Raw genomic sequence first — 20,302 nt, 5'->3', positions numbered from 1 at the left:
CGCTCCTTGGCAACTACAGCCAACACCCCGCGCGTGATTGACCGCGGGTGGAACCGGACCCTACGCTGGAACAGATATTTGGTCAAACACACCGTGGTGATTCGGAGGTCGATGGCAAACGACGCGCCTGGCGACCGGCTGCAGGCCCTCGGCATGTTCGCCTCCGCACTCGCGGGCCGACCGGTCGCGGTCGCCGACCTGCAGCCCGGTGAACCCCCGTGGACCGACGGCCAGACCATTTACGTCGATACCGCCGTGCATGTGGCCCTCACGGCGATCGCCGTTCAGGCCTCGATGATCGCGGCGGGCAGCCTCGAGCCGGACCTCGTGCGTGCCCTGGTTCGCCGGCCCCGCCTGGCCAGGCGCTACCTCGCGGTCGAGGGTCACCGCGCGTTGGTGGCCAACCGCGACCTGCTGCCGGGCACCTTGGCGTCGGTGGGCAACCGCGACATTGCGAGCCGTAGCGACGCTCCGGCCGCGTCACTGAGGATTGCCCGGGGACGGGAAGCAATCGACGGCCCCGCGCCGCAGTTCGGCGTGATCCGCGCGACCAAGGTGCTGGCCGCGTGCTCGCGAACGGCCAAACAGGAAGAGGCGAACCCGCAACATGTCCCCCGAAGCCGGGCGCGGGAACTGGAGGAGCTGGACGACGCGCAGATCGACGATTCCGACGACCCGGACGTGTTCACCAGCCCCGTCGGCGGGGGCGGCTTCATCGGCAAGTGGCTGAAGAAGATGCTGTCGTCCGCGCGTAAGACCGGCAGCGGCGGTGGACCGCCCGGCGCGGACAGCCCGACGCATCGCACCAACTCGGCGAAGCGCGGCTCGCACGCCGTGATGTCGCTGGCGCCGGCCTCGAGCGAGGACATCAACGACGACGAGGCCAACGACGGGGCGGACGGCGTGAGGTATCCCGAATGGGACGCCACGCGCAAGAGCTACCGGCCCGCGTGGTGCACGGTGCGCGAGGTCGAGCCGACGGTCAAGGCGTCGGCGACCCAGGCGATCGACGACGCCATCGGCGTGCGGCGCCCCCTGTCGCGGCTTGGGATGGGTCTGCACCGCCGCCACCGCCAGTCGCAGGGCGACGACATCGACATTGACGCGGCGGTGGAGGCCCGCGTGGAGGTGCGCGCGGGGTCGGTGCCCGACGAGGCGGTCTGCCTCGACAGCCTGCGCCGCCGGCGCGACCTGTCGGTACTGCTCCTGCTGGATGTGTCGGGGTCGGCAGCGGAGCCCGGAACGGTCGGGCGGACGGTGCACGAGCAACAGCGTGCGGCGGTCGCCAACCTTGCCGTTGCGTTGCACGACTTGGGCGACCGAGTTGCGCTGTACGCCTATTACTCGCAGGGCCGGCGCGCGGTGAGCATGGTGCCCGTCAAACGATTCGACGACCACCTCGACTCGCTGGTCATGAGGCGGCTGAACAGCTTGGAGCCTGGCGCGTACTCCCGCCTCGGCGCGGCCATCCGCCACGGCTCTTCGGTCCTGGAGGCGCGGGGAGGCACGTCCCGCCGGCTGCTAGTGGTGCTGTCCGACGGATTGGCATACGACCACGGGTACGAGCGCCCCTACGGCGCCGCGGACGCGCGCCGCGCCCTGACCGAGGCCCGCCGCCGCGGCACCGGGTGCGTGTGCCTGACGATCGGCACGGGCACCTCCGAAGACCATGTGCGATCGCTGCGCAGGGTCTTCGGCAGCACCGCGCACACGACGATCGCGCGCCCGGATCAACTCGCCGGTGTCATCGGGCCGCTGTTCCGGTCCGCGCTGCGCTCGGCCGAGGTCCGCCGCCGAACGGCCGCGAGCCCCCGCCGGTTCGTTGAAACAAACATCTGTTCCGGTTAGGCTCCACTCAACTGGGAGAAGGGAAGCTATGGCCAACGAGTCCGGGCTCACTTACCGGAACGGCGCGATCCCCGAGGCGGAGATGGTACGGCCCTACTACAAGGAGATCGGCAGCGAAGAAGCCATCTTCAAGGCGGCGTACCGCCAGGGGCTGTCGCTCCTGCTCAAGGGCCCAACGGGTTGCGGCAAGACGCGATTCGTCGAAGCGATGGCCTACGATCTCGGCCGGCCGCTGATCACCGTCGCCTGCCATGACGACCTCACCACCGCGGACCTCGTCGGCCGGTACCTGTTGCAGGGCGACGAGACGGTCTGGGTGGACGGGCCGCTGACCCGCGCGGTCCGCGAGGGGGCGATCTGCTATCTCGACGAGGTGGTGGAGGCCCGGCAGGACACCACCGTGGTGCTGCATCCGCTCGCGGACCACCGTCGCCAGCTGCCCATCGAGCGCCTCGGTGTGACGCTGGACGCGGCGCCCGGATTCGGCCTCGTAGTCTCCTACAACCCGGGCTATCAGAGCGTGCTCAAGGACCTCAAGGATTCAACACGCCAGCGCATGGTCGCCATCGAATTCGGCTTCCCCGCAGCCGATGTCGAAGAGGCGATCGTCGCGCACGAGGCCGGCGTGGACGGCGCCACCGCGGCCGAGCTGGTGCGTTTTGGGCAGGCCATCCGCCGGCTGGAGACCGGCGGTCTGCGCGAGGTGGCGTCGACGCGCGTGCTGATCGCGGCGGGCAGGCTTGTCGCCGAGGGGCTAACGATGCGGGACGCGGCTCGGGCCGCGATCGCCGGGCCGCTCACCGACGACGTCGCGGTGGGGCAGGGGCTGGGCGAGATGATCGACATCTATCTGGGTGGCACCAACGGGCCCGATGATTGACGCTGCAGACGGCCACCGCTAGTGTCTGAACAAATATTAGGTTTACAGATCGGGCGCGTAGGTATGCCACCCGGGAGGTCAGATGTCCTACGAAAGCACCGCGGAACCGATCAAGGTCGGCTACCTGATGGACTTCACGCTGCCGCCGGGATTCCCCGAGGAATTGCTGGCGAGTTTCACGCGGTGCTTCGACCTGATCTTCGAAGAGGCCCGTGAACAGGGCCTGATCGATCGCCCGGTGGAGATGATCTACCGCGAGGTGGAGGGGTTGCCCAAGGGATCGGTCAAAGCGGTGATCGACGCCTTCGAGGCCCTCGTCGACGAGGGCTGCCTGGTGGTGTTCGGGCCGCACATTACCGACAACTGCGTGCCCACCCGCGAGGCGATCGAGGAGCGGTTCAAGGTGCCTGCGATCAGCGTCACCGGCACCGACGACTGGTTGGGCGAATGGACGTTCTCCTTCCCGCAGGGTTCCTTGACCGATGAGCCGATCTTCATCGCGGACCTGCTGGCCAAACGCGGGCTCGCCGAGGTCGGGGTTCTCGTCGAGCAGAACCTGATCGGCGAGAGCTACCTGAGGAATCTGCGAAGCGCGTGCCGGCGCAAGGGCATTCGCATCGTCGCGGAGGCGGCGATCGCGCAGACCGCGCAGGACATCAACGAGGCCGTGCGCACCCTGCACGACGCGAAGGCCGAGGCGATCGTGCATCTGGGTTTCGGCTTCGGCATTGTGTTCATCAACCCGGCGCTGCAGGCCGTCGATTGGGACCCGCCACGCTTCACCACCACGGCCTTCCAGAACGCGTGGGTGAACCCGATCATGTGGAACGCGTTCATGGGCTGGGTCGGCGTCGACCAGTACGACGAGGCGAATCGAATCGGCCAGGACTTCCTCGACCGCTACGCCGCCAAGTACGACGGCAGCCGACCCGAATATTGCGTGCCGGTCGTCAACCGTGACGTCGCCGCCACCCTCGTGCGCGCGTTTTCCGACGCCCACCCGCTCAGCCCGCGCGGCGTCAAGGAGGCGCTCGAGCGGGTGAAGATGATGCCCGCCGCCTCCGGCGCCCCCGGCACCCGGGTCTCCTTCGGCAAGTGGACCCGGCGCGCGTGGATGGGCGCCGGCTACCTGGTGGCACGCACCCTCGACGCCGACGGCACCAACTCGCACCTGGTCGATCGCTTCGGAGAGGACGGCTGACTCGTGACGACAACCGACGAGAAGACGGCCCGGTCGCACGGACGCGAAAAGCGCGGATGGGGCGGCTGGATCGCCGGCGCCGCGCTGGCGGCGTTCACACTCTTCTTCATCGCGAACGCCCGCGTCGCACTCGACCCGCGCGTCGCCAACCCGAACGTCCAGGGCCGGCCGCGGCCGGTGAAGTTCATCTTCGGCCTGGACTTCATCACGTTCCTGCACATATCCACCGTGATCATGCTGTTGGTGCTGCTCGTGGTGTTCATCAGGGGCTGGCGCCGCAACCCGGGCAGCCCGGTGATGCTGATGTTCCTGTGCACCACCCTGATCGTGTGGCAGGACCCGATCATGAACTGGTCGCCGTTCGCGGTGTACAACCCCGACCTGATCCACTGGCCGGAGTCGTGGCCGCTGGTGTCGCTGTCGCCCACCGTCGAACCGTTCGTCGTATTCGGTTACGTCACTTTCTATTTCGGGCCCTACTTCCCGGCCGTCTGGATCCTGCGCAAGCTGCAGGCCAAGTACGGGCCGACGGCCTTCGTCTCGCGGCACCCGCTGGTCAGCCTGGGCCTGCTGACCTGTGCGATCGGCTTCGTCTTCGACGCCTGGCTGGAAATCCAGCTCGTCCACATGGGGATGTACATCTACTCGCAGGTCATTCCGTGGGGCTCGGTGTTCACCGGCACGACGTTCCAGTTCCCGCTGATCTGGGAGTCGTTCTCGGTGACGTTCGTGATGGTCCCCGCGGCGATCCTGTGCTATCGCGACGACACCGGTAAATCGGTGGCGGAGAAGCTGGCCGCGAAAGCCAAGATATTCCCCGGCCGTCCGGTGCTCGGCACGTTCCTGGTGATGTTCGCCATCATCAACGTGTCCTACTTCGCCTACGGCGCGTGGTTCTGGGCCATCAAGGCCAGCCATGCCGCGACCTCGGTGGCCTGCCCGTGGCCGTATCCGGAAGCGAAAGTGTATGACCCGCAAGGTTATTACGAGAAGGCGGGCGCACAGGGGCCGTACTCGGTCGGCATCTGGTCGACCTGGGCCAGCGGGGAGCCCAACGGGCGGCCGCACGTCGACCCGCCGCCGCCGGGCCAAGGCGCGTGTGCCACCGCGAGCAAGAATGGTTGAAGCGCGCACAGTCGTCATCACCGGCGCGTCCCGTGGGCTGGGGTTCGCGTCCGCGGTGCGCTTGTATCGCAAGGGGTGGCGCGTGGTTGCGGCCATGCGGACACCCGACGAAGGAATGCCGCTCCTGCGCGAGGCATCCGGCGCGACACCCGATGACGATCGCCTGATCGGCGTGCAGCTCGACCTGTTGGACGCCGCGTCGATCTCCGCGGCCGCCAAGGCAATCGAGGAAGCCGTCGGCGCCCCTTACGCGCTGGTGCACAATGCCGGGATCTCCGCCGCGGGAGCGGTGGAAGAGACCGATATGGCGTTGTGGCAGAGGATGTTCGCCACCAGCGTCATGGGCCCGGTCGCGCTCACCCAGGCGTTGCTGCCGTCGATGCGGGCGGCGGGGGAGGGGCGCATCGTCCTGGTCTCCAGCGCGGCCGGCGTGCGCGGACAGCCGGCCACCGCGCCGTACTCGGCGGCCAAGGGAGCGCTGGAACGCTGGGGTGAGTCGATGGCGGGCGAGATCGCGCCCTTTGGCCTCGGCGTCACCGTCTTGGTTGCCGGCATGTACGACACTGAGATCATCACCGACGCCGGCACCACCGACAATCGCGATTTCGGCGGCCCCTACGCCCGGCTGCACAACACCATGGACACCCGCGGGCGCTTTGCGATGAAATTGGCCCGCCCGGCCGACCGGTTCACCGACGGCCTACTCAAGGCACTTGAGGACCGGCGACCGTTCCGCCGCCGCGGCGTCGGGCCGGACGCGTCGATGCTGTTGGCCGCCAACAGGATTCTTCCCGCTTCCGGCATGCACCACCTGTCGCGGGTCGTGCTCGGCATACCCAAACAGGGCTCGATGCGGGGCGGGGCGTGGCCGCTGACCACCACCCAAAAGGCCATGGTGCTCGCCGCGCGCATTCTTCCGCAGGCGCTGCTGCGACGGCTGGCCGCACGACGTCAAGGATCTTAAGGAGCACCGATGGAACAGCTTTTCGACGATCTGGACGACTTCGGCGCTTTCGACGACGCGATATCCGGTGACGTGCGTGACCCGTACACCGAGCTGGCGCGAATACGCCGCGAGGAACCCGTGCAACGGCTCGAGACGTCGGGAGCGCTTCCGCACGAGGAATCGCTGCCGATGTTCATCGTGTATCGCCATGAGGATGTCCAGCAGATGCTGCGCGACAACGAGACGTTTTCTTCGTCGGCCGTCATCGCGGCGTTCGGCCCGGTGCTGGGCGAAGGGGTGATGCTCGGCATGGACGAGCCGATCCACGGCCGGCTGCGGTCATTGGTGTCAAAGGCGTTCTCGCAGAAGTCATTGGCGCGCTGGCAGGACGAGTTGGTCGGCCGCGTGGCGAACGGCCTGATCGACAACTTCGCCCCGAACGGCAAGGCCGACCTGGTGAAGGAGTTCACCTTCGACTATCCGAGCCAGATCATCGCGGGCCTGCTGGGCCTGCCGGAAAAGGACTACCCACAGTTCCAGCGGTGGTCGATCTCGTTGCTGAGTTGGCTGATGAACCCGGAACGCGGGCTTGCCGCATCGGCCGCCCTGTGTGACTACTTCGCGCCGATCCTTCAGGCCCGCCGCGCCGAGCCGAAAGATGACCTGATCAGCGCACTGGGTGCGGCCGAGATCGACGGGGAGAAGCTTGCCGACGAGGAGATCTACTCGTTCCTGAGGCTGCTGCTGCCCGCCGGCGTGGAGACGACCTACCGGGCGCTGGGCAGCCTGCTCTTCGCGCTGCTGTCGGATCCGGCGCAACTGGACGCGATCCGCGCGGACCGCTCGCTGCTGCCGCAGGCCATCGAGGAAGGCGTGCGGTGGGAACCGCCCCTGCTGACCATCACCCGCGTGGCGACGCGCGACACCGAACTCGGCGGAGTGGCGATCCCGGCCGGCGCAACGGTGATGCCGATGCTGGGCTCGGCCAACCGGCAAGAAGATCGGTACCCCGACCCCGACACGTTCAACATTCACCGGCAGCAACGGCCGAATCTCGCCTGGGGACACGGCGTGCACGTCTGCCTCGGCATGCACCTGGCGCGGCTGGAGATGCGCACCGCGATCAACCTGCTGCTCGACCGGCTGCCGAATCTACGGCTCGACCCCGAGGGAAACGACCCGCACATCCGGGGGCAGGTCTTCCGGTCGCCGACGTCGCTGCCGGTGCTGTTCGATCCCCGGTAACCAGCCCTGAAGAGGTTGGATATTGCCAATCGGCTACTTTCCAGTAAGGCTCTCTGTAGCCCCTCAACGACTCAGAAGAGAGTGACAAACATGACCGAGGCTGTAAAGGTCCGCTTCGAGCCCAAGATGATGATCGACGGCCAGCTCGTCGATGGCCGCGCCGGCACCTTCACCAACATCAACCCGGCAACCGAGGAGCCGCTCGGTGAGGTCGCGGACGCCTCGAAGGAGGACATGCACCGGGCCATCGACGCCGCGCGGCGCGCCTTCGACGAGACCGACTGGTCGACCAACCGCGAGCTCCGCAAGCGCTGCCTGCTGCAGCTGCACGAGGCGATCGAATCCGAGAAGGAGGAGCTGCGCGAGGAGCTGATCCTCGAGGTCGGCTCGCCGCGGGCGATCACGTTCGGCCCGCAGCTGGACGCTCCGCTCGCCGACGGGTTGAAGTACCCGGCCCGGCTGATCGACGAGTACGCGTGGGAAACCGACCTCGGCGACCGGGTGATCAGCCTCACCGGCGCGAACACCACGATCAAGGTCTGGCGGGAGCCGGTGGGCGTGGTCGGAGCGATCGTCCCGTGGAACTTCCCGTTCGAGGTCACAATCAACAAGCTCGGCCAGGCGCTGGGAACGGGCAACACCGTGGTGCTCAAGCCGGCGCCCAACACACCGTTCAACGCCACCCGGCTGGGCCGGCTGATCGCGGAGAAGACGGATATCCCCGCGGGCGTCGTCAACGTCGTCACCGCGTCGGATCACTTCGTGGGCGAGGAGCTCACCCTGTCGCCCAAGGTCGACCTGATCTCGTTCACCGGCTCCACCGTGGTCGGCAAGCGGATCATGGAAAAGGGTGCGGCCACCATGAAGCGGCTGTTCCTCGAGCTCGGCGGCAAGTCGGCCACCATCGTCTTGGAGGACGCTGACTTCGGGCTGGCGTGTGCCATCGGCATCGCGCCGTGTATGCACGCCGGGCAGGGCTGCGCCAACCCCACCCGGATGCTGCTGCCGCGGTCCCGCTATGACGAGGGTGTGGAGATCCTGAAGGGCATCTACGAGAACGTCACGTGCGGTGACCCGCAGGATCCCGGCACCCTGTGCGGCCCGGTGATCTCCGAGGTGCAGCGCAACCGCGTGATGGGCTACATCCGCAAGGGGGTCGAGGAAGGCGCCACCGCGCTGGTCGGCGGACCGGATGCGCCCACCGGCTTCGTCAAGGGATTCTTCGTCCGGCCAACGCTTTTCACCAACGTCGACAACTCCATGACGATCGCCCAGGAGGAGATCTTCGGGCCCGTGCTGTCCGTCATCCCGTTCGACGACGAGGAGGACGCGATCCGGATCGCCAACGACAGCAAGTACGGATTGGCCGGCAACGTGATGTCGGGCTCGCTGGAGCACTCGCTGGCGGTGGCCCGCCGGATCAAGGCCGGCTTCATGGGCGTCAACGGTGGTGCTGGGTACGCTGCCGACGCGCCGTTCGGCGGCTACAAGGAAAGCGGCGTGGGGCGCCAGAACGGTGTCGCCGGTTTCGACCAGTACACCGAGATCAAGTCGGTCGCGTACCCCGCCGGCTGACACAAAGACCGAGGCCAAGACGCCGAGATTGCCGCCAGGGCTGTGATTTGGCCCGGATCACGACCATGGCGGCGACTTCGGGTCGATCCTCTGGCGCCCTCGCAACAAGATGCGGCTAAACTGCTCCCTCCGCATTGACCTAAATTTTGTTCCGTCCTAGAGTGGGACCGGCGGCCGGCATACGCGGGGGGAGAGTCAGGTGGGGCCGATGACGGACGGCGATCCGCCCGTGAGCGAGATAGCTGAGTGGGACCCCGCATTCGTTGGGCGGCTAGTCGGGTTAGCGGAACCGATTGCGCGGCAGTGGTTTCGCTACGAGGTGCGCCGGCTGGATGCGTTGCCGCCCGATGGTGGGGCGCTGGTCGTCTCCAACCACTCGGGCGGCATGCTGACACCGGATGTGCTGATCTTCGCCTCGGCTTTCTATCGCAAATTCGGCTACGATCGCCCGCTCTACACGCTCGGTCACGACGGAATGTTCGCCGGACCGCTAGCGGGCTGGCTGGGCCGCCTCGGCGTTATCCGCGCCAACCCGGAAAACACCGCCCGGGCGCTACGATCGGGCGGCGTCGTGCTGGTGTTTCCCGGTGGGATCTACGACGCATACCGGCCGACGCTGGCTGAGAACGTCGTCGATTTCAACGGACGCGTCGGCTATGTGAGGTCGGCTATCGACGCCGGCGTGCCTATCGTTCCGGCGGTATCCATCGGCGGGCAGGAAAGCCAGTTGTTCCTGACCCGCGGCACCTGGCTGGCGAAGCGGTTGGGCCTGCCCAGGTGGCGGTCGGACATCCTGCCGATAACCGTCGGTTTCCCGTTCGGACCGAGCGTGATCGTGCCGCTCAACCTGCCCTTGCCGACGAAGATCGTCGCCAGCTTTCTGGACCCGATCGACGTCTTCGCCCAATTCGGAGACGCACCACGGATCGACGACGTTGATGCGCACGTCCGTTCAGTGATGCAGACAGCCCTCGACCGGCTGGCCCGCGAGCGGCGTTTCCCCATCCTGGGTTAGGGCATCGCGCTATCAATTGCGATCAGCTCGCCGGAAAGCCCAGCCGCAGTCCGGATTTCGCTGAAGGCACGAACCATGGCGTCGGTCACCTCGTGGGTGTCACCTACGGTGCGATCGTCGGCGATTACCGAGATGTTGAGTTGGTCGACGTAGCTCCACACGGTGATGTTGATTCCGCAGGCGGCCATCAGCGGGCCGGCCGAATAGATTTCAGTGACCGCGGCACCGGCAAGATGGCCCCGGATACGCGGTCCGGCCACATTGGAAACGGGTACGTTGAACAGCCTGTTGCGTGCGTCGCGGCGGGCTAACCACCGGAATGCGGGGGGAGCCGTGATTGGCGGCAGGTAGGTGATCAACTTCTCGTACAACTCGGGACCGAAGAGTTCGTTGTTTTCCTTGGCGATCGCGGTGGCCAACGAGGTCAGTCGCACCCGCTCCAGCGGATCGCCGACGTGCGTCGGTAGCGATACCGCCATGCCCCCGAGCTCGTTTCCGCTGATCCGGTGCGGCGACTTGTTCGTGCTCGCCGGCACAGAGGCGACGATGGGTCGATCCGCGCTGCCGTCGTAGCGCAGCAACAATTCGCGCAGCGCGCCGGCGGCGATCGCCATCACCATGTCGTTGATGGTGATCCGCAGGTCCTTGCCGGTCGATTTCACCTGCGCCAACGACAACGTCGCGGTGGCGAACGTCCGCACCGGTGAAACGACGTGATTCATGAATGTGGGGGGCGCGTGCAGCAGCCTGGCAAGATCCGGCTGCTCGCCGCGCTCGCGGGCGCGCCGCCGCACCCGCCGCAGACCCGAAAGCGCGTCGGTGATCAATCCGGGAAGGGCGGCGAGTTGCTGCGCGTGGTCGCGTCCGGCGGCCCGGAGCAGCGCCGCGGTCGACGGCGGTACGCAGGTCGTGTCGTTGTCGCGCTCGTCCTGCCTCCCCCCGTCCGCGTCCATGACCCTGGCCAGCAGATTCGCCGATGCCACCCCATCGGCCAGGGCGTGATGGATCTTGCCGATGATCGCGACCTTGTCATCGGCGAGGCCCTCGGCGAAGTGAAACTCCCACAGCGGGCGACTGCGATCCAGTGGGGTGCTGGCAATGTCTCCGATCAGCGCTTCGAGCTGTCGACGACCGCCGGGGGCGGGCACCCGGCCCCGGCGCAGGTGGTAGTCGAGATCGACTTCACAGTTCTCCAGCCACATCGGATGATGCAGTCGCCACGGGATGTCAACAAGCTTGTAGCGCAACGGATCCAGCAGATGCAGTCGACGAATCAGGGTACGGCGGAAAACGTCGAAGGTGAAGTCGCCGTCAGCGATGACCGCCACCTTCAAGGTGTGCGTGTGCACGTTCGGCGTCTCGCTGTACAGCAGCATCGCGTCCATCCCGTTGAGCCGCTTCACGCCTCCGCCTCACCACATCAGAACAGATTTATGGTTTGCTGCGGGATCCCTGGAGTGGACATCCCGAATCGACGCACCCGGCCTGCCGCGCATCGGCGAACGTCACGGAACTCGAAACCACAGCACCTGTGCGCGTCCACGCAGCATTGGCTACCCCTTCTAGGGCCGCGCGAAGCAGCGATCATTGTCTCCGATTGAACCAAATATCTGTTCCGTATAGAGTGCGGCTGGTGCGAGTCGACCGTGAGCTTGTCTTCGCCGCTGTCGCAGACGAACGACGCCTGATCGCGTCCTTGATCGACCAACTGGACGATGAGCAGCTGGCCGCGCCCAGCTTGTGCGCCGGCTGGGACATCAAGACGGTGGCTGCGCACCTGGTTAGTGTCATCGCCGATAGTTTTTGGGTATTCATGGGAACCGCCGTGCGCCGTGGCGGCATGGCTCGGGCGATCGACGAGCTCGCGCGCCGTCGCGCACAGCTGCCGTCGTCCGATATCGCCGCCACGCTGCGCAAGTGCGCCGATCACGCGCTGAGTCCACCCCTGTTCGGACCGCTCGACCCGCTCGCCGACATCTTGGTCCATAGCGGCGACATCAGGATTCCGCTCCATGTGCCGTTCGAGCCCAACCCGGCGCTGGCGGCCATGGCGCTGGATTTTCTGACCGGGCCGTGGCCGTATGCCTTTGTGCCCCTGGGTCGGCTCTGGGGCATCTCTTTGTATGCCACGGACGTCGACCGGCCATGGGGGAAGGGAATCGAAGTACGCGGCCCAGCGGCCGCATTGATGATGGCCGTCAGCGGCCGCCACGCACTGCTGCACCTTCTCGACGGTCCGGGGCTACCCATCCTGCGCCGCCGGCTGTCCCCGGGCGGGCGGCACTAGCCACCAACCGACAGCGGTCCAACGCGAACGATCACATGGACTAACTTCCTTTGCTGACCGCGTTCTGGCCGCTGGCGAGCTGGCCGCGTGGCCAAGGTGAACACCGTCGGTGCTAACCCACCCCGGCCCGCAACCGCCCAACGCGTTGGTTGACAATCGACGGCAGACCCTTGCGTCACTAGTCCACATTTCGTCAAAGGAGACACCATCATGGCTGAAGCCGTCATCGTCGAGGCCGTCCGCTCCCCGCTCGGGAAGCGCAACGGCGGACTGTCCGGGGTGCACTCGGCCGACCTGTCCGCGCAGGTCCTCAACGGGCTGGTGAACAAGGCCGGCATCGACCCAGGAATTGTCGACGACGTCATCTGGGGCTGCGTCAGCCAGGCCGGCGAACAGGCCATCGATATCGCCCGCACCGCGGTGCTGGCCGCCGGCTGGCCCGAGACCGTCCCGGGCGTGACCGTCGACCGCCAATGCGGGTCGAGCCAGCAGTCCATCCATTTCGCCGCGGCCGGCGTGGTGGCCGGGCACTACGACGTCGTCGTCGCCGGCGGGGTCGAGTCGATGTCACGGACTCCGATGGGATCGTCGCTTGCCAACGGCGGCAACCCGTACCCCCAGGCCTTCAAGGACCGCTACCACCGCACGCCGAACCAGGGCATCGGCGCGGAGATGATCGCCGAGCAGTGGGGCTTCGACCGGCTCGCGCTCGACGAGTTCTCCCTGGGGTCACACGAAAAGGCCGCGGCCGCACAGGATTCCGGTGCGTTCGACGACCAGATCGTGGGCATCAAGGACCAGGACGGCAATGTGGTGCTCAAGGACGAGGGCATCCGTCGCGGCACCCCGATGGAAAAGATGGCGTCGCTCAAGCCCGCGTTCAAGGAGGACGGCGTGATCCACGCCGGCAACTCCTCGCAGATCACCGATGGCTCGGCCGCGATCCTGTTCATGTCCGCCGAGAAGGCCAAGGAACTGGGCCTCACGCCGATCGCCAAGGTGCACACCGCGGTACTGGCCGGCGCCGACCCGGTGATCATGCTGACCGCGCCCATCCCCGCGACCCAGAAGGCGCTGAAGAAATCCGGGCTCTCCATCGGCGACATCGGTGCCTACGAGGTCAACGAGGCGTTCGCGCCGGTCCCGCTGGCGTGGCTGAAAGACATTGGGGCCGACGAGAACAAGCTCAACCCCAACGGCGGCGCCATCGCGCTGGGCCACCCGCTCGGCGGCTCCGGTGCCCGGATCATGACCACGCTGCTCTACCACATGCGGGACAAGGGAATTCGCTACGGCCTGCAGACCATGTGCGAGGGCGGCGGCCAGGCCAACGCCACGATCGTCGAGCTCCTGTGACCGACGGCGACAACGGCCAGCCGGGGGCCCTCGTCGAGCACCGCGGCAACGTGATGGTCATAACCATCAACCGGCCGGACGCGCGCAACGCGGTCAACGCGGCCGTGAGCATCGGTGTCGGGGACGCCCTGGAGCAAGCGCAGAACGACGCTGACGTGCGGGCGGTGGTCATCACCGGCGCCGGCGACAGGTCGTTCTGCGCCGGGGCCGACCTCAAGGCGATCTCGCGCCGCGAGAACCTGTATCACCCGGACCACCCCGAGTGGGGCTTCGCCGGCTACGTGCACCACTTCATCGACAAGCCCACGATCGCCGCGGTCAACGGCACCGCGTTGGGCGGTGGCACCGAACTCGCGCTGGCCAGCGACCTGGTGGTCGCCGACGAGGGGGCCAAATTCGGGTTGCCGGAGGTCAAGCGCGGGCTGATCGCGGCCGCCGGCGGTGTCTTCCGGATCATGGACCAGCTGCCCCGCAAGGTGGCGGTGGAGCTGCTGCTGACCGGCGAGCCGATCACCGCGTCCGAAGCCTTCGAATGGGGCCTGATCAACCAGGTGGTCACCGAGGGCACGGTGCTGGAAGCCGCGCTGGCCCTGGCGGCGCGGGTGACCGCCAACGCGCCGCTGTCGGTCCAGGCGAGCAAGCGCATCGCCTACGGCGTCGACGACGGCGTCATCGTGGGCGACGAACCCGGTTGGGAGCGCACCATGCGCGAGATGCGGACCCTGATCCGATCCGAAGACGCCAAGGAGGGACCTTTGGCGTTCGCCGAGAAGCGGGAGCCGGTCTGGAAGGCGCGCTAACAGGCTGACGAGCAGACGCAAAAGCCCCCATTTTCGTTCCGAAAAGGGGGCTTTTGCGTCTGCTCGCGCTGTCGATGTCCTCGCTAGCTGGCGAGGGTGTTCACGGCGCGGTCGAAAACGCCCGGCAGCAGCGTGCACGCCGGGACAATGGCGCGGCGCGCCACCCGCGGCGCGCTGCCCAGCACCAGCGCCCGGGTGAGCAGCCGGTAGTTGCGCGTGACCCGGTGCCACGCGGCCTCGTAGGAGCCCGGCGCATCGTTGACGATGGCCTCGACCGCCGCGGCCGCCTGCTTGACCGCGAGGCTGATGCCCTCGCCGGTCAGGGCGTCCTCGTAGCCGGCGGCATCGCCGACGAGCAGCACCCGCCCTGCGACGCGGCGGGAAACCACCTGGCGCAGCGGCCCGGCGCCGCGGGCGTGCCCGCGCTCGGCGCCCGCCAGGTGACGGGCCAGCCACGGGAACCAGCCCAGGTCGGGCCGCCCGCCGGACAGGATCGCCACGCCGACCAGGTCCGGCTCCACCGGGGTCACGTAGGCCTCACCCCAGCGCGACCAGTGCACCTCCACGAACTCCGACCACACCGGCACCTTGAAGTGCCAGCGCACACCGTGGCGCCGCGGCGTCCCGGCCGTGGCCTTGATTCCGAGGGCGCGCCGCACCGGCGAATGTAGCCCGTCGGCGGCCACCATCCACTTGGCGCGCACACCCGCGGCCGTCACGCCGTGCGCGTCCTGCGCGACACTGGTCACTCGAGCCCGAATCCATTCGGTGTCTTCCTCTTTGGCCCGGGCCGCCAGCGCCGCGTGCAGCGTGGTGCGCCGCACACCCCTGCCCGGCCCGCCCCGAAACCGCGCCTCGGCCCGGCGTTGTTCGCTCACGTAGGCGATCCCGTGGAACGGCATGCCCGCCGGGTCCACGCCGAGCGACGTCAGCTCGGCCAGACCTCCGGGCATCAGTCCCTCGCCGCACGCCTTGTCGATCGGGCCCTCGCGCGGCTCGGCCACGATCACCGAAAGCCCAAGACGTCGAGCGTGTAACGCCGTGGCGAGGCCGCCCGGGCCGCCGCCGACGATCAGCAGGTCCGAGTCGTAGTCGGTCATGCGTAGCCCAACGCCGAGTTCTCCACCCGCAGCCGCACCCTCAGCAACAGCGCGTTGGCCAGCGTGAAAACGATCGCCGTCAGCCACGCGGTGTGCGCCAACGGCAGCGCAAAACCCTCGGCCACCACGGCAACATAGTTCGGGTGATGGAACCAGCGATACGGGCCCCGGACCACCAGCGGCGCCTCCGGCAGCACGATCACCCGCGTGTTCCACCGTTGGCCCAGCGTCGTGATGCACCACCAGCGCAACACCTGGCTCAGCACCGCGATGGCCACCATCGGCCAGCCCAGCCATGGGATGAACGGCCGGTGCAGCGCCCAGGGCTCGACGAGACAACCGAGCAGCAGCGCGGTGTGCAGCGTGACCATTACCGGATAGTGGTCGTGGCCAAACTCCTTGCCGCCCTGGGCGAAAGCCCATCGCGCGTTTCGTTTGGCCACCACCAGCTCGGCGAGCCGTTCGGCGCCCACCGCGAGAATCAGCAAGTAATACATAGTCCTACCGCGCCCTACCAGCTCAGCAGGACGAGTTCGGCGGAGAAGCCCGGCCCCATCGCGATCATCAGCCCGATGGAGCCTGGCGACGGTGGGTCGGCCATGGTGGCACGGAGTATATCAAGCACCGAAACCGACGAGAGGTTTCCGTTGTCGCGCAACGAGTTTCTGGTGCGGTCGAACGCATCCGCCGGCAGGTCCAACACGCTTTCCACCGCGTCGATCACCTTCGGCCCGGCGGCGTGCAACAACCACGTCGAGACGTCGGACGTGCTCAACCCGTGATCGGCGAGGAAGTCGCGGATGTCGTCGCCCAAATACTTCTCGACGATGGTCGAGATCTCCACGGACAGGACGATCCGAAACCCGCTGCTACCGATGTTCCAGCCCAACACGTCTTCGGTGTCCGGGTAGGTCCGGCTGCGGGTCGCCAACAGCCTCGGCCCGACCGGCGCCCGGTCGGCGCCCGTCGCGACGACGACGCCGGCGGCGTCACCAAACAGGCTGGACGCCACCAGGTTTGGGATCGAATTGTCCTCGCGCTGAACGGTCAGCGAGCACAGTTCCACCGCCAGCAGCACCGCCACCTGATCGGGGTAGGCCCGCAGGTAGTCGTACACCCGGGCGAGGCCGGCAGCGCCGGCCACACAGCCCAGGCCGAACAGCGGGACGCGTTTGACGTCCTGGCGCAACCCCACCCGCGAGGCCAGCCGGGCCTCGAGTGACGGCACCGCGAGCCCGGTGACCGTCGTCGAAAACACGATGTCGACGTCGGACGGCTTGAGTTTTGCCTGGTCGAGCGCCGCGCGCAGCGCCTCCTCGGCCAGGTCCAGGGCGATTTCAATGTAGGCGTCGTTGGCCTCGGTGAAGCCGCTCAACTCGCCGTATCGCGAGACCGGCAGCGCGATGTTCCGGAATTCGACCCCGCTGGTCCGGGCGAACTTCTGAAATTCCGGCCCGGCGAACTCGGTCAGCGCGCCGATGGTTTCGTCCTGGGTGTAGCGGTTGGGTGGGAATTTGACTGCCACGCCCGCCACGGACGGGCTCGTTGTTGGTGTTTTCATCCGCACGCATGCGGAACTGCCCCCGATTATCTCCTCCATGTAGGGGGTGACGGCGCCGACGCCCGATCGGTTCAGTCGCTAGTGTCGGGAGTATGCGGATTCTGGTCACCGGCGCCACCGGTTACGTCGGCTCGCGCCTGGTCACAGCGCTGCTTGCGGATGGGCATCAGGTGGTGACCGCCACCCGAAAACCGGAGCGTCTCAAGCGTTTAGGTTGGTTCGACGACGTCACGGCGGTCATCCTCGACGCGTCGGACCCGGAGTCGGTGCGGGCGGGCCTGGCCGCCGCGGGCCCGATCGACGTGCTGTATTACCTGGTGCACGCCATCGGTCAGCCCGGCTTCCGCGACGCCGACGAGGCCGCGGCCACCAACGTCGCGGTGGCGGCGGGTGCGGCCGGTGTGCGGCGCATCGTCTACCTCGGCGGCTTCGTGCCGGCCGACGAGGCGCTGTCGGAGCACCTGACCAGCCGGGCCGAGGTGGCCGAGGCCCTGACGGTCGAGGGTGGCCCGGAACTGGTGTGGCTGGGCGCGGCGATGATCATCGGGGCGGGCTCGACGTCGTTCGAGATGATGCGCTACGTGGGCGACCGGTTCCCGCTCATGCCGATACCGACCTGGATGGACAACCCGATCGACCCGATCTCCATCCGCGATGTCCTGCACTATCTCGTGGCCGCGGCGGACCCCGAGAGGGTGCCCGCGGGCGCCTACGACATCTGCGGGCCCGCCACGACCTCCTACCGCGAGCTGCTCAAGACGTATGCGCGGGTCTCCGGCCGGTGGCACGCCGCATTGCCGGTCGGCCGGGTCGACACCTCGCTGGCTTCGCTGGTCACGGGGGTCGCGCTGCCGGTGCCCCCGGGACTGGCCGCCGACCTGGTCGAGTCACTGGACCACCCGATGGTCGCGTCCGTCAGCGGGCTGCGCGATCGGGTGCCCGACCCGCCGGGCGGACTGCTCGGCGTCGAGGACGCCATCGCCCTGGCCCTGGCGGACCGGTCCAGCCGCCGGCCCAAACCCGTCAACGCCCTGACCGACCCCCATCAGCTGGCCGACAGCGACCCCGCGTGGGCCGGCGGCGACGCCCTGCGCATCCGCCGGCTCGCCCGCGCGGTGACCCCGCGCGTCGCGCGGCCCACGCTGGGGTTAGTCAACCGCGTCCCCGGACCGCTCGCCGGTGCGCTGCGCACCGGCCTCGACATCGTGCTCGCGCTCAACGCCAAGGTGCGCCCCGCATGACCCAGTCGACCGCTCCGTATCGCGCCAGCGTCGCCTCCGAATTGCGCCGCGCCATCACCAATGTCGCTGTGCCCCATAACGAACCGCCCGGCGTGGTGCGACGCCGACGCGTCGTCGTCGCGATCACCCTGGCGATCGGCGCCGCGGTGCTCGGTTTCTCGTTGCGCCGGCATCCGGGGGAGTCGAGCTTCTACTGGATGACCCTTCTGCTGGCGGCGGTATGGATCGTCGGCGGATTCCTTTCGGGCCCACTGCATCTGGGCGGCATCTGCTGGCGCGGGCGCAACCAACGGCCCGTCATCACCGGGACGATCGTCGGCCTGCTGCTCGGGGGCGCCTTCGTGGTGGGCGGGCTGATCGCCCGGGAGATACCGCCCGTCGCGGCCCTGATCACCCGGGTGCTGCTGTTCGCCCATCACGGCTACCTGCCGTTCATCGTGGCGATCACCCTGATCAACGGCATCGCCGAGGAGGTCTTCTTTCGCGGCGCGCTCTATACCGCGCTGGGGCGCCACCGCCCGGTGGCGATTTCGACGCTGCTCTACATCTGCGCGACCCTGGCCAGCGGCAACCCGATGCTGGGGTTCGCCGCGATCATCCTGGGTACGGTGTGCGCGCTCGAACGCCGGGCCAGCGGCGGGGTGCTGGCGCCGGTGCTGACCCACTTCGTCTGGGCCCTGATCATGGTGCTCGCACTGCCCCCGCTGTTCGGCGTGTGACCGGAGGTCGCACCGCGTCGCGCGCCAACGCGCGCAGCGCACCAATCCGCAAGGGCCGCAACGCAAACCAAAACAACCGCCCGGGAAGGCCGCGCGGCACAAAGGTCGCCCGCTGGGTGTATTCGCTGCCCCCGCCGTCCCGCGGCACGGCCCCGATCTCGAGCCAGCCCTGGCCTACCAACCGCGGCCCGGAGCGCAACCGCAGCGCGCCGCCGGGCTCGCGGGCCTGCACGGCCCAGCCCTTGAACATGCGGCGCCGGGCGATCCCCTGCTCGGCCGCCTGCCAAACCTCGCCGGGCTCCGCAGCGGTCTCGGCGGTCCGGACGTCGGAGTGGATGATCTCGCCGGCCCAGTCCGGGTCGCTGGGCAGCGGCTCGGCGGGGTCCGAGCCCAGCGAGGCCCAGGTGGCGCCGGTCAGGCCCCGGGTCCCGCGATCGAGCGCGAATTCGACGGAGCGCCGGTAGCCGGTCAGGCCGCCCGGCGGCGGCTCGATGATGCCGTCGATGTCCGAATTGCGCATCACCGCATCGCATTCCAGCGATTCGATCAGCGGGCGCGCCAGCCCGGGCGGGATCGGGGTGACGGCCCCGATCCACAGGCTGGCGATCGTGGGGGTCAGGAACGGCAGCACGATCAGGTAACGCCTGCCCAGCCCGGCGACCTCGGCGTAGCCCCGCATCATGTCGCCGTACTCGAGGACGTCGGGTCCGCCGATGTCCCACGCCCGCGACTCCGGCACCGGCGCCGTCGCCGCGGCGACCAGGTAGTGGAGCGCATCGCGGACGGCGATCGGCTGAATCTTGTTGCGCACCCACTTCGGCGTGGTCATCACGGGCAGCCGGTCGGTGAGGTGCCGGATCAGCTCGAAGGACGCGGAGCCCGACCCGATGACCACTCCGGCCTGCAGCACCACGGTCTCGATGCCGGAGTCGATCAGGGCTTCGCCCACGGCCGCGCGGGACTCGAGGTGCTCGGACAGCTTGGTGCCCTCGGGATGCAACCCGCTCAGATACACCATCCGTCGCACCCCGGCGCGGCGAGCGGCCGCCACGACATTGCCCACCGCGCGGGACTCCTCGGCGGCGAAATCCTTCGACCCGCCCATCGAGTGGACCAGGTAGTAGACGACGTCGATCCCGTCGAACGCCGCGGTCAGCGATTCGACGTCGCCGAGATCGCCGCGCGCCACCTCCGCTCGGTCGCGCCACGGCACGTCGGCCAGCTTGCCCGGGTCGCGGGCCAGGGCGCGAACGTCGTGGCCCTCGTCCAGCAGGCGGGGCACCAGCCGGGCGCCGATGTAGCCGGTCGCTCCAGTCACCAGGCAGCGGACCATGCGACCTCCTTCCCTCGTGTGGGTATTCGGACCCAACGCGAGGAAGGATTGCCGGTTCTGGCCGGGGCTA

At 68.1% G+C, this 20,302-nt stretch carries 17 protein-coding genes and 2 pseudogenes; 13 read left to right on the top strand and 6 right to left on the bottom strand.

Translation table 11 applies throughout. The features are described from left to right. Positions 1-111: 111 nt before the first annotated feature. The 3 genes from A5655_RS19150 (at position 112) to A5655_RS19140 (ending at position 3,929) form a co-directional block, all read left to right on the top strand. On the top strand, positions 112-1,848 hold the full coding sequence (locus A5655_RS19150) for a nitric oxide reductase activation protein NorD (protein ID WP_067012633.1): 1,737 nt from the start codon (positions 112-114) through the stop codon (positions 1,846-1,848). Positions 1,849-1,876: 28 nt separating this feature from the next. Then, positions 1,877-2,728, top strand: coding sequence for a CbbQ/NirQ/NorQ/GpvN family protein (locus A5655_RS19145; protein ID WP_067012632.1), 852 nt, complete (start codon positions 1,877-1,879; stop codon positions 2,726-2,728). 82 nt (positions 2,729-2,810) lie between these two features. Then, entirely contained in the window at positions 2,811-3,929 is a 1,119-nt protein-coding gene (locus tag A5655_RS19140; RefSeq protein ID WP_067012631.1) for an ABC transporter substrate-binding protein, read from the top strand. On the opposite strand, the pseudogene A5655_RS29445 reads toward A5655_RS19140, so the two are convergent. Further along, positions 3,898-3,996, bottom strand: a pseudogene (locus A5655_RS29445) (hypothetical protein); the annotation flags it as partial. The gene A5655_RS19140 and the pseudogene A5655_RS29445 overlap by 32 nt on opposite strands. On the opposite strand from A5655_RS29445, the pseudogene A5655_RS19135 reads away from it, so the two are divergent. The 5 genes and pseudogenes from A5655_RS19135 to A5655_RS19115 all read left to right on the top strand — a co-directional run. Continuing rightward, positions 3,981-5,054, top strand: a pseudogene (locus A5655_RS19135) (spirocyclase AveC family protein); the annotation flags it as partial. The pseudogenes A5655_RS29445 and A5655_RS19135 sit on opposite strands and share 16 nt — an antisense overlap. Continuing rightward, on the top strand, positions 5,047-6,018 hold the full coding sequence (locus A5655_RS19130; protein WP_067012628.1) for an SDR family oxidoreductase: 972 nt from the start codon (positions 5,047-5,049) through the stop codon (positions 6,016-6,018). The pseudogene A5655_RS19135 and the gene A5655_RS19130, both read left to right, overlap by 8 nt. A gap of 9 nt (positions 6,019-6,027) precedes the next feature. Beyond that, on the top strand, positions 6,028-7,245 hold the full coding sequence (locus A5655_RS19125; protein WP_067012626.1) for a cytochrome P450: 1,218 nt from the start codon (positions 6,028-6,030) through the stop codon (positions 7,243-7,245). A 90-nt stretch (positions 7,246-7,335) separates the two neighbouring features. Beyond that, complete coding sequence (locus A5655_RS19120) at positions 7,336-8,820, top strand: aldehyde dehydrogenase family protein (protein WP_067012624.1); 1,485 nt, start codon at positions 7,336-7,338, stop codon at positions 8,818-8,820. 208 nt (positions 8,821-9,028) lie between these two features. Further along, positions 9,029-9,835 carry a lysophospholipid acyltransferase family protein gene (locus tag A5655_RS19115; protein WP_067012693.1) on the top strand — a complete coding sequence of 269 codons (807 nt, stop codon included), beginning with the start codon at positions 9,029-9,031 and terminating at the stop codon, positions 9,833-9,835. Here A5655_RS19115 and A5655_RS19110 read toward each other — a convergent pair. Continuing rightward, complete coding sequence (locus A5655_RS19110) at positions 9,832-11,238, bottom strand: wax ester/triacylglycerol synthase family O-acyltransferase (protein ID WP_067012622.1); 1,407 nt, start codon at positions 11,236-11,238, stop codon at positions 9,832-9,834. The genes A5655_RS19115 and A5655_RS19110 overlap by 4 nt on opposite strands. 221 nt (positions 11,239-11,459) lie before the next feature. Between A5655_RS19110 and A5655_RS19105 the strand changes: the two genes are divergently transcribed. The 3 genes from A5655_RS19105 (at position 11,460) to A5655_RS19095 (ending at position 14,278) form a co-directional block, all read left to right on the top strand. Continuing rightward, entirely contained in the window at positions 11,460-12,122 is a 663-nt protein-coding gene (locus A5655_RS19105) for a maleylpyruvate isomerase family mycothiol-dependent enzyme (RefSeq protein ID WP_067012620.1), read from the top strand. 210 nt (positions 12,123-12,332) lie between these two features. Next, on the top strand, positions 12,333-13,478 hold the full coding sequence (locus tag A5655_RS19100; RefSeq protein WP_067012618.1) for a thiolase family protein: 1,146 nt from the start codon (positions 12,333-12,335) through the stop codon (positions 13,476-13,478). 53 nt (positions 13,479-13,531) lie between these two features. Continuing rightward, positions 13,532-14,278 (top strand): crotonase/enoyl-CoA hydratase family protein, encoded by a 747-nt coding sequence (locus A5655_RS19095; RefSeq protein WP_231999204.1) that lies wholly within the window; start codon positions 13,532-13,534, stop codon positions 14,276-14,278. 83 nt (positions 14,279-14,361) lie between these two features. On the opposite strand, the gene A5655_RS19090 is transcribed toward A5655_RS19095, so the two are convergent. The 3 genes from A5655_RS19090 to A5655_RS19080 are packed head-to-tail and all read right to left on the bottom strand — an operon-like array spanning position 14,362 to position 16,978. Beyond that, positions 14,362-15,378 (bottom strand): NAD(P)/FAD-dependent oxidoreductase, encoded by a 1,017-nt coding sequence (locus tag A5655_RS19090; protein WP_067012616.1) that lies wholly within the window; start codon positions 15,376-15,378, stop codon positions 14,362-14,364. Beyond that, entirely contained in the window at positions 15,375-15,875 is a 501-nt protein-coding gene (locus A5655_RS19085; RefSeq protein ID WP_067012615.1) for an isoprenylcysteine carboxyl methyltransferase family protein, read from the bottom strand. The genes A5655_RS19090 and A5655_RS19085 overlap by 4 nt, the downstream gene beginning before the upstream one ends. Before the next feature lie 14 nt (positions 15,876-15,889). Further along, positions 15,890-16,978 carry a type III polyketide synthase gene (locus tag A5655_RS19080; RefSeq protein WP_067012614.1) on the bottom strand — a complete coding sequence of 363 codons (1,089 nt, stop codon included), beginning with the start codon at positions 16,976-16,978 and terminating at the stop codon, positions 15,890-15,892. Positions 16,979-17,031: 53 nt separating this feature from the next. On the opposite strand from A5655_RS19080, the gene A5655_RS19075 reads away from it, so the two are divergent. Beyond that, the gene (locus A5655_RS19075) at positions 17,032-18,180 is read left to right on the top strand and encodes an NAD(P)H-binding protein (RefSeq protein ID WP_067012613.1); all 1,149 of its coding nucleotides are present in this window, start codon (positions 17,032-17,034) and stop codon (positions 18,178-18,180) included. Beyond that, on the top strand, positions 18,177-18,899 hold the full coding sequence (locus A5655_RS19070) for a CPBP family intramembrane glutamic endopeptidase (protein ID WP_067012612.1): 723 nt from the start codon (positions 18,177-18,179) through the stop codon (positions 18,897-18,899). The genes A5655_RS19075 and A5655_RS19070 overlap by 4 nt, the downstream gene beginning before the upstream one ends. Here the strand turns inward: A5655_RS19070 and A5655_RS19065 are convergent. After that, the gene (locus A5655_RS19065; RefSeq protein ID WP_067012610.1) at positions 18,862-20,232 is read right to left on the bottom strand and encodes an NAD(P)H-binding protein; all 1,371 of its coding nucleotides are present in this window, start codon (positions 20,230-20,232) and stop codon (positions 18,862-18,864) included. The two genes, A5655_RS19070 and A5655_RS19065, sit on opposite strands and share 38 nt — an antisense overlap. Between the last annotated feature and the right edge of the window lie 70 nt (positions 20,233-20,302).

The sequence above is a fragment of the Mycobacterium sp. 1081908.1 genome, assembly GCF_001673535.1.
Lineage (GTDB): Bacteria > Actinomycetota > Actinomycetes > Mycobacteriales > Mycobacteriaceae > Mycobacterium.
The sequence above is the reverse complement of the archived record's forward strand: the minus strand, read 5'-3'. Positions and strand labels throughout refer to the sequence as shown.